The organism is uncultured Wocania sp. (assembly GCF_964021735.1).
In the GTDB taxonomy this organism is placed as follows: domain Bacteria; phylum Bacteroidota; class Bacteroidia; order Flavobacteriales; family Flavobacteriaceae; genus Wocania_A.
This window is the reverse complement of the sequence record NZ_CAXIBN010000103.1, coordinates 1-11,531: the sequence shown is the minus strand read 5'-3', so window position 1 is coordinate 11,531 and position 11,531 is coordinate 1. Positions and strand designations below refer to the sequence as shown.

The 11,531-nt window shown below is 31.3% G+C and carries 12 protein-coding genes; 10 read left to right on the top strand and 2 right to left on the bottom strand.

All coding sequences use genetic code 11. From position 1 onward, the window contains the following. The 10 genes from AADI82_RS10060 to AADI82_RS10015 all read left to right on the top strand — a co-directional run bounded on the left by AADI82_RS10060 (nt 1) and on the right by AADI82_RS10015 (nt 10,447). A complete protein-coding gene (locus AADI82_RS10060; RefSeq protein ID WP_341216315.1) occupies nt 1-1,035 on the top strand; it encodes a VWA domain-containing protein in 1,035 nt (344 codons plus the stop codon). A 61-nt stretch (nt 1,036-1,096) separates the two neighbouring features. Continuing rightward, complete coding sequence (locus tag AADI82_RS10055; RefSeq protein WP_341216314.1) at nt 1,097-1,930, top strand: tetratricopeptide repeat protein; 834 nt, start codon at nt 1,097-1,099, stop codon at nt 1,928-1,930. A gap of 80 nt (nt 1,931-2,010) precedes the next feature. Continuing rightward, a complete protein-coding gene (locus tag AADI82_RS10050; protein ID WP_341216313.1) occupies nt 2,011-3,783 on the top strand; it encodes a BatD family protein in 1,773 nt (590 codons plus the stop codon). A gap of 1 nt (nt 3,784) precedes the next feature. Beyond that, nucleotides 3,785-4,543 (top strand): tetratricopeptide repeat protein, encoded by a 759-nt coding sequence (locus AADI82_RS10045; protein WP_341216312.1) that lies wholly within the window; start codon nt 3,785-3,787, stop codon nt 4,541-4,543. 60 nt (nt 4,544-4,603) lie between these two features. Continuing rightward, the gene (locus AADI82_RS10040) at nt 4,604-4,888 is read left to right on the top strand and encodes a hypothetical protein (RefSeq protein WP_341216311.1); all 285 of its coding nucleotides are present in this window, start codon (nt 4,604-4,606) and stop codon (nt 4,886-4,888) included. 93 nt (nt 4,889-4,981) lie between these two features. Next, nucleotides 4,982-6,550, top strand: coding sequence for a SulP family inorganic anion transporter (locus AADI82_RS10035; RefSeq protein ID WP_341216310.1), 1,569 nt, complete (start codon nt 4,982-4,984; stop codon nt 6,548-6,550). A gap of 32 nt (nt 6,551-6,582) precedes the next feature. After that, entirely contained in the window at nt 6,583-7,212 is a 630-nt protein-coding gene (locus AADI82_RS10030; RefSeq protein ID WP_341216309.1) for a carbonic anhydrase family protein, read from the top strand. Nucleotides 7,213-7,227: 15 nt separating this feature from the next. Continuing rightward, nucleotides 7,228-7,911, top strand: a complete 684-nt coding sequence (locus AADI82_RS10025) for a DUF2490 domain-containing protein (RefSeq protein WP_341216308.1) — start codon at nt 7,228-7,230, stop codon at nt 7,909-7,911. A gap of 34 nt (nt 7,912-7,945) precedes the next feature. Further along, complete coding sequence (locus AADI82_RS10020) at nt 7,946-9,808, top strand: SulP family inorganic anion transporter (protein ID WP_341216307.1); 1,863 nt, start codon at nt 7,946-7,948, stop codon at nt 9,806-9,808. 12 nt (nt 9,809-9,820) lie between these two features. After that, nucleotides 9,821-10,447 carry a carbonic anhydrase gene (locus tag AADI82_RS10015; RefSeq protein WP_341216306.1) on the top strand — a complete coding sequence of 209 codons (627 nt, stop codon included), beginning with the start codon at nt 9,821-9,823 and terminating at the stop codon, nt 10,445-10,447. A gap of 41 nt (nt 10,448-10,488) precedes the next feature. Here the strand turns inward: AADI82_RS10015 and AADI82_RS10010 are convergent, their stop codons facing one another. Together AADI82_RS10010 and AADI82_RS10005 are read right to left on the bottom strand one after the other, a co-directional pair. Then, complete coding sequence (locus tag AADI82_RS10010) at nt 10,489-10,938, bottom strand: DoxX family membrane protein (protein WP_341216305.1); 450 nt, start codon at nt 10,936-10,938, stop codon at nt 10,489-10,491. A 1-nt stretch (nt 10,939) separates the two neighbouring features. Beyond that, nucleotides 10,940-11,530: an HmuY family protein gene (locus AADI82_RS10005; protein WP_341216304.1), complete on the bottom strand. Its 591-nt coding sequence runs from the start codon at nt 11,528-11,530 to the stop codon at nt 10,940-10,942. Between the last annotated feature and the right edge of the window lies 1 nt (nt 11,531).

The window sequence follows — 11,531 nt, the reverse complement described above, 5'->3', positions numbered from 1 at the left end:
ATGCAGTTAGAAGAAAAAATATGGTTTTGGGCTCTGGGAATTATCCCAGTAATGATCCTATTCTTTTTAGTGCTTCAAATCTGGAAATATAAAACGCAGAATAAATTTGCAGATAAAAAGCTACTTAAAAGGTTAAGTCCAAACAGATCATTATTCAAATCTATTTTAAAAATTGGAGTTCTAAGTTTAGCTTTTGCATGTTTAGCAATTGCTTTAGTAAATCCAAAAATTGGAACTAAATTAGAAACTGTAAAACGAGAAGGCGTAGATATTGTTTTCGCAGTCGATGTCTCAAAAAGTATGCTCGCCGAAGATATTGCACCAAATCGGTTAGAAAAATCGAAACAGCTAGTCACTCAAATCATTAATAATTTAGCAAGTGATCGTGTGGGTATTATTGCTTACGCAGGAAAAGCATTTCCACAATTACCAATAACTACAGATTATGCATCGGCTAAAATGTTTTTAAATAGCATGAATACAGATATGCTATCATCACAAGGAACTGCTATTAACGAAGCTATTAAATTATCTAAAACTTATTTTGACGATGAAGAGCAAACCAATCGTGTACTCATTATTATCTCAGATGGTGAAGACCATAGTGAAGAGGCTGTAGCCCTTGCAGAAGAGGCAAACGAAGAAGGGATTCGGATTTTTACCATTGGTGTTGGTGATGTAAAGGGAGGTCCAATTCCAGAAAAACGCAATGGTATTATTTTAAATTATAAAAAGGATAACCAAGGCGAAACAGTAATAACACGTTTAAACGAAGAAACGCTAAAGGGTATTGCCGAAGAAGCCAATGGCGCGTATATAAATGGAAAAAGCACAAGCAATGTTGTTGAAAATATTAGAGAGGTATTAAATAAGATGGATAAAACCGAATTTGAAGCAAAGCAATTTGCAGAATATAAAGATCAGTTTCAATGGTTTTTAGGATTTGGCATATTCTTTTTACTCTTAGATATTTTTCTTTTAGAACGAAAAACGGCATGGTTAAAAAAGCTGAATTTGTTTAATGAGAATTTATAAAATTTTTAACGGACATACATTGAAAGGTTTTCTATATTAGAATTTAGAATTAATAAATAGAATGAAAAACATATCAATAATCATATTAACTTTAATTTCATCATTTTCTTTTGCACAAGAAAAAGAGCAATTGTTGGCATTAAAAAAAGCCAATAATTATGTATACGAAGCCAATAATTTAGTAAACGAAGACGATTTTGTTTCGGCAGAAATGGCATATAGAAAAGCTATTTCAGAGCAACCAACTAGTGTAGCAGGGATTTATAATTTAGGAAATTCGTATTACAAAAAAGGAAATTACGAAGAAGCATTATATCGTCATCAACAAGCAGTAAAAAATGCAGTTTCGAAAACTGAAAAACACAAAGCATTCCATAATATTGGCAATATTTTAATGCAAAACAAAAAGTGTAAAGAAGCAGTTGAAGCTTATAAAAATGCATTAAGAAATAATCCTGCCGATGATGAAACACGTTATAATTTAGGACTAGCAAAGGCATGTGCGGAACAACAAAAAGATCAAGAAGATCAAAATAAAGACGACGAGAACAAAGACAATAAAGACGACCAAGAAAATAAAGAAAACGAGGATAAAAAGGATAAAGAAGGCGAAGACAAAGAAGATAAAAAAGACGAAGGCGATAAGGATAAAAAAGAAGGTGACGATAAAAAAGATGAGGAAGGAAAGCCTAAAGACGAAAAAGAAGATAAAGGAAAAGGAGAAGATGACAAGAAAAAAGATCAGCAAAAGCCTAAGCCTCAACCCGGACAATTATCGCCTCAACAAATAAAAAGTTTGTTAGAAGCTATGAACAACCAAGAAAAAAAGGTTCAAGAAAAAATAAATGCCGAAAAGCAAAAAGGTGTGAAAATAAAAACAGAAAAAGACTGGTAAAACCCAAGAATTAAGAACAAAGACTTAAAAAATGTTTTTGTTATTCCTGCAAAAGCAAGAATCTATTTTTGAAAAGATAAATGAAATTTAAAAAACACATATCCATTTTAATACTAATGCTTGTAACAAGCTTTGCCTTTTCACAGGTAAAATTTGAAGCTAAGGTTAGCAAAAAGAAGTTGGGAATAAACGAACGTTTACGTGTCGATTTTGAAATGAATCAAGATGGAGATAATTTTAATCCACCTAATTTTAATGGATTTACAGTTGTTGGCGGCCCAAATCAATCGGTAAGCAATTCATGGATTAACGGTGTCCGATCATACAAGAAAACATACAGTTATTTTTTAGCACCTAAAAAGCAAGGCAATTTTATAATTAGTCAAGCAACCATTTCTGTTGATGGCGAAACGTATAAAACGTCGCCAATAAAAGTATTAGTTACTGCTGCGGTCGATAAGCCAAAAGACCCAAACAACCCCGATTATATTGCTTCAGAAAACATTCATTTAGTTGCTGAAGTTTCAAAAACAGACCCGTATTTAAACGAAGCCATTACTGTTGTATATAAGTTATATGTATCACCAAATACAGGTGTAAATAATTGGCGAGAGATTGATAGCCCAAGATATAACGATTTCTGGAGCCAGAATATAAACATGAAAGGGCTGAAACAGGAAAACGGAACTTATAAAGGGGAAGATTATAGATATGTAATTCTAAGAAAAACGGTATTATATCCACAAAAAACAGGAAAACTAAATATAGAGCCATTAAGCTTAGATCTAACCGTACAAGTACCAACAAATAGGCGCGATATTTTTGGAAGTCGTTTAATGACACGTGTTAATAGAACCGTTTCAGCTGGTAATAAAACTATTAATGTAAAGCCTTTGCCAGAAAAAGGAAAGCCTATAGATTTTACTGGAGCTGTGGGCGATTTTAATTTTAATGTATCGGCATCAAAAACCGAATTAGATGCTTCAGAATCGCTTCAAGTAAAAGTTGGTGTTAGCGGAAAGGGCAATCTAAAATTGTTTAAATTACCTAAAGTGTCGTTACCAAGCTCGCTAGAAGTTTACGAGCCAGAACATACAGAAAATGTTAAAACAAACTTAGCAGGCATGCAGGGTAGTATTTCAGATAGTTATACTGTTGTGCCACAGTATAAAGGCAAATACCCCATACCTAGTATTTCGTTTTCATATTTTGATTTAAAGACAGAAAGCTATAAAAGACTATCATCTGATGAAATTATAATTGATGTTTTAGATGGACCACTTAATAATGATTCAAATACCAATGTTACTAGTGTGAATTCAGGAAAACAACGTGTTGTTTTAAACAACGACCAATTTGCATTTATAAAAACGAAAACAAATTTTTCATCAATAAATTCATCATATTTCTTTAAAACCCCATTGTTTTGGAGCGTTTTATTATTACCATTTTTAGCCATTCCATTAGCTATAGTTATAAGAAAGAAAAAAGCAAGTAGAGATGCCGACGTTTATGGTAATAAAATTAGAAAAGCTGATAAATTAGCTAAGAAATATTTAAGCAATGCTAAAAAAGCGCTAGGTAAAAAAGAAGCCTTTTATATCGCTTTAGAAAAAGCATTGCATAATTATTTAAAAGCCAAATTACATATAGAAACTAGCGATTTAAGTAAAGATAAAGTGGTTAGCTTACTTAAAGATAGACAAGTTAATGACAATGCGATTTCAGATTTTGTAAGCATTATTAAAAATTGTGAATTAGCACGCTACACACCTATTACAAATGTAGAAATGCAACAAGATTATGAAAAGGCAGCAAAAACAATTTTGTTAATAGATAAACAAGCACGTTAAAATGAAGAACATAATATACATTTTAGCACTTTTATTTAGCACTGTAGTTTTTCCTCAAAACGAAATGCTTTTCGAGCAAGCAAATACTTTATATAACCAAGGAAAATATGCTGAAGCTATAGATAAGTATACAGCTATTTTAGATACAGAAAATCATTCTACAGAATTGTATTTTAATCTAGCCAATGCACATTATAAACTAAATAATATAGCACCAAGTATTTATTTTTACGAAAAAGCATTGCAATTATCGCCAAACGATAAAGAAATAATAAATAACATGGCATTTGCAAAAAACATGACTATTGATGCTATTGATGTTATTCCAGAAACAGGATTATCTAAATTCATTAAAAACATTACTAATATGATGAGTTTTGATGCTTGGGCAAAAACTTCTGTTGCTTTTGTATTATGTTTTGTCATACTATTTTTAATTTATTATTTTGCTTATTCAACTATAAATAAACGACTCGCTTTTATAGGTAGTTTAATAAGTTTGCTATTATTATGTGTTTCTTTGGGCTTAGCATTTCGTAAATTTAGTATTGATAAGAACAATAAACCAGCTATTGTTTTTGCCCAAGAAAGCAAAGTAAAGAGTGAGCCAAATTCTAGAAGCGAAGAGTCTTTTAGATTACACGAAGGCACTAAAGTTCAAGTATTAGATACAGTTAATAGTTGGAAAAAAATAAAACTAGCAGATGGTAAAACAGGATGGGTGAATTCTGATGATATTAAATTGTTACACAATTTTTAATATATATTAAACAAAACGAATTAAATATATTATATTTGCCCGCATAAAACTATAAAGTAAATGTCAAAAAAAGGAGTATCTATATTTTTTTCAGTAATTTTTTTGCTGTTTATAGCTGCACCAACTGTTATAATAATGGTTGATGATACAATTGATGTTTCTATAATTTTCTCTACTTCTGAAGAAGAAGAAAAAGGTTTTAAAATTGCATTTTCAAATGAAAAAGCTAATGAATCTGATTTAGCTTTAACTTTCACTGAAAATAACTTAGGCTATTTTTTTAAAAATTATCCTAAACCACACTTAAACCTTATTTCTCCACCTCCCGAACAAAACATATTATAAGTCGATTTTTTTGGCTATTAAGTTAGCCTTGAATTTATTTAAAAAATACTTTTAATCTTCTTTTATGATTAAGAGTTTAAGCGAATTTATTATATGTTTAAAACTATTAAGAATGACATACCAGCGAGTATTGTCGTATTTTTTGTTGCATTGCCATTATGTTTAGGTATTGCATTAGCAAGTGGTGCACCACTTTTTTCAGGATTAATTGCAGGAATTATTGGAGGAATTGTTGTAGGGAGTTTAAGTGGTTCAAAAATTGGAGTAAGTGGACCAGCTGCAGGTTTAGCAGCCATAGTATTAACTGCTATTGGAACTTTAGGAAGTTATGAGAACTTTTTAGTTGCAGTAGTTTTAGGAGGAATTATTCAACTTATTTTTGGAATTTTAAAAGCAGGAATTATTGGATATTATTTCCCATCCTCAGTTATTAAAGGAATGCTAACAGGGATAGGAATCATTATTATTTTAAAACAAATCCCTCATTTTTTTGGTTACGATAAAGCATTTACTTTATTTAAAGTAGATGGAGAAAGTACAACTACACAAATATTAAATATTTTTGATCATATTCAATTAGGATCAACAGTAATAGGCATTATTGGATTAGCTATTTTGTTACTTTGGGACAAGGTGTTATCTAATAAAGGAAAAATATTTCAGATTATACAAGGGCCATTAGTAGCGGTTGCAATCGGAATCATTTTTTATGTGTTAACACAATCTAATGATGCTTTGGCTATAACAAAAACACATTTAGTAAGCGTTCCAATACCAGAAGATGTAACATCATTTTTAGGACAATTTAGTTTTCCAAACTTTAAAGTGATTTTAAATCCTGAAGTCTGGATAGTAGCATTTACTATTGCTTTAGTAGCAAGTTTGGAAACGCTTTTGTGTGTAGAAGCTACAGATAAGTTAGATCCACATAAAAATGTAACACCAACTAACAGAGAATTATTAGCTCAAGGTACAGGAAACATTATTTCCGGAATGATTGGAGGTTTACCAATAACACAAGTTATTGTAAGAAGTTCTGCTAATATTCAATCTGGAGGAAGAAGTAAAATGTCTGCAATTATTCATGGCTTTTTATTATTAATATCTGTAATGATAATTCCTAGATTATTAAATATGATTCCTCTATCTGTTTTGGCAGCGATACTATTAATTGTTGGATATAAGTTAGCAAAACCAGCATTATTTAAAAAAATGTATATTTTAGGTTGGAAACAATGGGTACCATTTAACGTAACTGTTTTTGGAATTGTATTTATTGATTTATTATACGGAATTGGTTTAGGATTGACCGTTGGTATTGTTGTTATACTTATTAAAAGCTATCAAAACTCGCACTTTTTGCATAAAGAAGGAGAAGGTGTTGACGATGGTAAAATAAAAATGACCTTAGCAGAAGAAGTAACATTTTTTAATAAAGGTGCAATCTTAAAAGAATTAGATAAACTTCCTAAAAATTCATTCTTAGAGTTAGATGTTAGAAAAACAAGGTATCTAGATAATGATATTATAGAAATTTTGGATGATTTTGCGTTTAAAGCAAAAGAACGAAATATCACCATAAAATTAATTTCAGAACGTGGTATTATCGAAAACCCACCAAGTTATATTGAGTTTTTTAAACTAAGACCAAAATCAGCATAATTGTACAATTGTAAATTTAAAAATATAAACAAATGAAAGCACACACAAGAGAAACACAGGCTACAATGACTCCAGAAAAGTCATTACAATATTTAAAAGAAGGAAATGTAAGATTTCAAAACAATTTAAAAGCTAATCGGAATTTACTAGAACAAGTTAACGATACTAGCGATGGGCAGTTTCCATTTGCAACAATACTTAGTTGTATAGATTCGCGAGTATCAGCAGAATTAGTTTTCGATCAAGGTTTAGGCGATATTTTTAGCGTTCGAATTGCAGGAAATTTTGTAAACCAAGATATTTTAGGAAGTATGGAATTTGCATGCAAACTAGCAGGAACAAAACTTATAGTGGTTTTAGGACACACAGCTTGTGGTGCAGTAAAAGGTGCTTGCGACGATGCTAAATTAGGAAATTTAACAAATATGTTAGCTAAAATTAAACCTGCAGTAGAAGCAGTAACTGAACCTCAAGACGCAAGCTTAAGAAACTCTTCAAATGCTGATTTTGTAGATAATGTTTCTGCCAAAAACGTACAGCTTACTATTGATAGGATTGTTGAAGAAAGTGATGTTTTGGCCGAAATGCAAAACAATGGAGAAATAAAAATAGTAGGTGCCATGTACGATATTAATACAGGTGCCGTCAATTTTTATGAGTAAACAATAAAGCTTTCTATGGGAAATATTTATATGAAAAAGAAAGCAAGTTTGGTAGCATTAATCATAGTATTAATGCTACCTATTTTTGCACAAAGTCAAGATAGTAATTTTGGTAATTGGCTTATTTATATTGGTAACAAAAAGTTAAATCAAAAATGGAACATACATAACGAAGTACAATACAGAAATTATAATGCTATTGGCGATCTGGAACAACTATTATTACGAACAGGGTTAGGGTATAGTTTTAATGAAAACAAAAACAATATATTATTAGGCTATGGTTATATTCTGTCTGAAAATTATGTGGACAATGCAGATGAAAAAGTGTCAGTAAACGAGCATAGAATTTTTCAACAATTTACATCTAAACAAAATATAGGCTTGGTAAAACTAAATCATCGTTATAGGTTCGAACAACGTTTTGTAGAAAATGATTTTAAAATGCGATTTCGATACTTTTTAGGTTTAAATATTCCTCTAATTAATAAAGAAAAAGATAAAAACAACTATTACCTTTCAGCTTATAATGAGATATTTCTAAATTCTAAAAGTTCGATATTTGATAGAAATAGAGTATATGCAGGTTTAGGGTATAATATCAATAAAAATTTAAAAGTAGAAGCTGGTTATATGAATCAGTTTTTCGAGACAAATAGTAGAGATCAATTTAATATAATTACATTTTTTACTTTTTAATACAATGCAAATATCTAATCAAAAAAATTAAACTATGAAAAATTTATTTTCAAATATAAAAGGAGATGCCTTCGGGGGTATTACCGCAGGAATTGTAGCATTACCCTTAGCACTAGCTTTTGGGGTGTCTTCAGGATTAGGGCCAACAGCAGGATTGTACGGAGCTATCTTTATCAGTTTTTTCGCGGCACTTTTTGGAGGTACAAACACACAAATTTCTGGACCAACAGCTCCAATGACAGCGGTAAGTATGGTTGTTATAGCAGGAATTATTGCTACTAACGATGGCGATGTAAATAAAGCTTTACCAGTTATTTTAACGGTGTTTCTACTTGCAGGGTTAATGCAAATTGGTTTGGGAGCTTTAGGTTTAGGTAAGTACATTAGATATATTCCATATCCTGTAGTTTCTGGATTTATGACTGCTATAGGAGTTATTATTTTGTTAACTCAAATATTACCATCATTGGGATATTACCCTAAAGAAGATATGGAGTTTGTAAGCCAATTTAAACCACAAGCAGAAGAAGTTATACTTGAAAATATTTTAAAAGAGGAAGCTGGCGAAGGCATTTTAGTACTTGAAGATTTTAAAGAAACTATAGCTAGAGCAGATGAAGTTTCTCAAGATGCTATTTTAAAAGAATCACAAACACTTGCTGCTAAGGAAGCATCAGGTGCATTAGGTGCAATTAAAGCTTTCCCTCGTGCACTTCAAAATATTAATTGGTTAGAGTTGATTCTTGCTTTAGGTACGATTTTTATTATCTATGGTTTTAAGCGTATTACAAAAGCAGTTCCAAGTACGTTGGTAGCCTTAATAGTGATGTCTGGAATTGCGGTAGGGTTCGGTTTAGATTACAGACCAATTGAAGAAATTCCTAGTGGTCTTCCTATCCCAAACTTAGAAATATTCACAACTTTTAACCTTAGTAGTATTACACCTTACATTTTTACAGCACTAACTTTAGCACTATTAGGGGCAATTGATTCTTTACTTACCAGTGTAGTTGCAGATAATATGACAAAAACTAAACATAAACCTAATAAAGAATTAGTAGGTCAAGGTATAGGTAATAGTATAGCTGCAGTTTTTGGAGGGATTCCAGGAGCAGGAGCAACTATTAGAACTGTTGTTAATATTACATCTGGAGGAAAAACAAAGTTGTCAGGTATGATTGCAGGTGTTATGTTACTTATTATTTTATTAGGTCTAGGTCCAGTTGCTTCACAAATTCCAGCAGCAGTATTAGCAGGAATATTAATTACTGTTGGTATTGGTGTTATGGATTATAAAGGCTTAAAAGCTATACCAAGTTTACCAAAAGACATGAAACTAGGTCCATTAAAACTAAGTTCAGAAGTAGTAATAATGCTAATAGTATTGTTGCTTTCAACATTTTGGAATTTAGTTTACGCAGTAGGCATTGGGTTGGTTATTGCATCGTTAATGTTTATGAAAAAAATAGGCGATTTAACTGCCATAAGAAGTGATGTTAAAACATTAAAAGAAGAAGCTTGGAAAGACGAAATAGATTTTCCAGAGTACTTAAAAGAGGAAGTGTTTATTAAACATCTAAAAGGTCCTTTATTTTTTGGTTCTACAAGCGAATTTCAACAACTTACGTTGCAAATTCCTGACACAGCATCTTATGTTATTATGCGTTTAGGGCGTATGCAATATATGGATCAATCAGGATTATATGCCATGGAAGATATGTTACAAGATTTAAAAAAGAAAGAGATTGAAGTGCTTTTTGTAGGATTGTTAAAACAACCTAGGTACATGATGGAGCGTATTGATATTATTCCAGATTTTATCCCTGAGGAGCATATTTTCACTAAATTTGACAGTTGTGTAAAATGGATTAAACAACACGTTAACGACAAGCACTAAACGGTTAAAATTATGAATCTAGACAAAGTATTTGATAATAACGAAAAGTGGATTAAAGACAAACTAAAAGTTAAAGACAACTACTTTGAAGAACTAGGTAAGGGGCAAAACCCAGAACTTTTATATATAGGTTGTAGTGATAGTCGTGTAACAGCAGAAGAACTTATGGGTGCAGAACCAGGTGAAGTTTTTGTGCATCGTAATATAGCTAATATGGTTATTAGTATAGATTTGAATGTAATGTCTGTACTAAACTACGCTGTTGATCATTTAAAAGTAAAGCACATTGTAGTGTGTGGTCATTATGCTTGTGGAGGTGTAAAAGCGGCGATGCAATCTGCAGATTTAGGTATTTTAAACCCTTGGTTGCGTAACATTCGAGATGTGTATCGTATACATAAAGCGGAATTAAATACTATTGAAGATGAAGACAAAAAGTACGATAGATTAGTTGAGCTTAACGTAAAAGAACAGTGCGTAAACCTTATAAAAACTGCAGCAGTACAAAAAGCTTACAGAGAAAGAGGTTTAAAAGTCCATGGTTGGGTATTTGATGTGCATACAGGAAAGCTAATTGATTTGAAGATTAATTTTGAAAAGTATCTTAAAGATATTATGGAAATTTATCATTTAGACTAAATAAAAAGCCACTTAATTAAGTGGCTTTTTTACTGACTAACCTAAATAGGTTTTATCCAAAGTAAATGTTTCCATTTTTCTTTTTCACATAATATTAAACCAATATTTATTGCAAATAACACTCCAGTTTTTATGAGTTCTCCAATATCATCGGATTCTAAAAACAAATGAAATAAGAAAATATGTAATGTTATAGGTAATAAAAATAACGCACCAATAAAACCTGTACCTTGAGCAATTAATAGTAATCCAAACAATAACTCACAGATTCCTAATACTTGCCAAAAATAGCCTGTTTGTTTCGTCCCACTTATATATAGGATTTTTTGTAAGGTGTTAACTTTTTCAGGCGATGCAAATTTTTGAGCTTTCTCTACAACTTCAATAGGAGTAGGAATTGGTTTTTTGAATTTTTGAATACCTCCATAAATCATAAATCCACCTAAAAAAAGGCGACATACAATAAATAATATACTAATTGATTTTCCCATATTAAAAAGTTGTAACACCTATATTTGGTTGGTAAACGTAGTTAAATGTATAATATGGAGTTTCATCAACAAAAGCATCAGGATTTACAGGAGCATTTTCGTAGTAACTTAAAATTTCAACTTTTGCATAAGACCCATTTCGTGTTTTAAATACAAATATTTTACCTGGTATTGGCGTAATTAAGTGCGTTGGAGGTCCAGCATAAGAGTACCATCCATTATCACTTCCAGTTGGGATTGCATAACCTGTATCTGAATCTTGTGTAAATAATGATGTATCAACACTTGTAACTGATGCCATAGTTCCATTTGCTATATAAACAGCAGCAGCACCTGTACGATTTGGTTCATCAGTTGTTCCTAATGTTGTTCCTCCATTTACAATGATAGATGTTCCTCTAAAAGCAATATCCCAATCTGTATCACTTGTTGTTGTCTGACCTGTTGCAAAATCAAACTTTACAAACACTCCTGAAACAGGTTGCCCTAGACCTCCTGTTTGTGGTGCATGTAAATTTGATATAGTTTCTGACTCTATTTCTAATAAAGGTGTAGAGTTATCATCATCGCTATTACAAGAAATAAAGCCTATA

What these genes read in the sequence shown, in the direction of transcription:
- AADI82_RS10060 (WP_341216315.1), top strand. Translation starts at nt 1, where the DNA reads ATGCAGTTAGAAGAAAAAATATGGTTTTGGGCTCTGGGAATTATCCCA.
- AADI82_RS10050 (WP_341216313.1), top strand. Translation starts at nt 2,011, where the DNA reads ATGAAATTTAAAAAACACATATCCATTTTAATACTAATGCTTGTAACA.
- AADI82_RS10025 (WP_341216308.1), top strand. Translation starts at nt 7,228, where the DNA reads ATGGGAAATATTTATATGAAAAAGAAAGCAAGTTTGGTAGCATTAATC.
- AADI82_RS10020 (WP_341216307.1), top strand. Translation starts at nt 7,946, where the DNA reads ATGAAAAATTTATTTTCAAATATAAAAGGAGATGCCTTCGGGGGTATT.
- AADI82_RS10035 (WP_341216310.1), top strand. Translation starts at nt 4,982, where the DNA reads ATGTTTAAAACTATTAAGAATGACATACCAGCGAGTATTGTCGTATTT.
- AADI82_RS10030 (WP_341216309.1), top strand. Translation starts at nt 6,583, where the DNA reads ATGAAAGCACACACAAGAGAAACACAGGCTACAATGACTCCAGAAAAG.
- AADI82_RS10015 (WP_341216306.1), top strand. Translation starts at nt 9,821, where the DNA reads ATGAATCTAGACAAAGTATTTGATAATAACGAAAAGTGGATTAAAGAC.
- AADI82_RS10045 (WP_341216312.1), top strand. Translation starts at nt 3,785, where the DNA reads ATGAAGAACATAATATACATTTTAGCACTTTTATTTAGCACTGTAGTT.
- AADI82_RS10040 (WP_341216311.1), top strand. Translation starts at nt 4,604, where the DNA reads ATGTCAAAAAAAGGAGTATCTATATTTTTTTCAGTAATTTTTTTGCTG.
- AADI82_RS10010 (WP_341216305.1), bottom strand. Translation starts at nt 10,938, where the DNA reads ATGGGAAAATCAATTAGTATATTATTTATTGTATGTCGCCTTTTTTTA.
- AADI82_RS10055 (WP_341216314.1), top strand. Translation starts at nt 1,097, where the DNA reads ATGAAAAACATATCAATAATCATATTAACTTTAATTTCATCATTTTCT.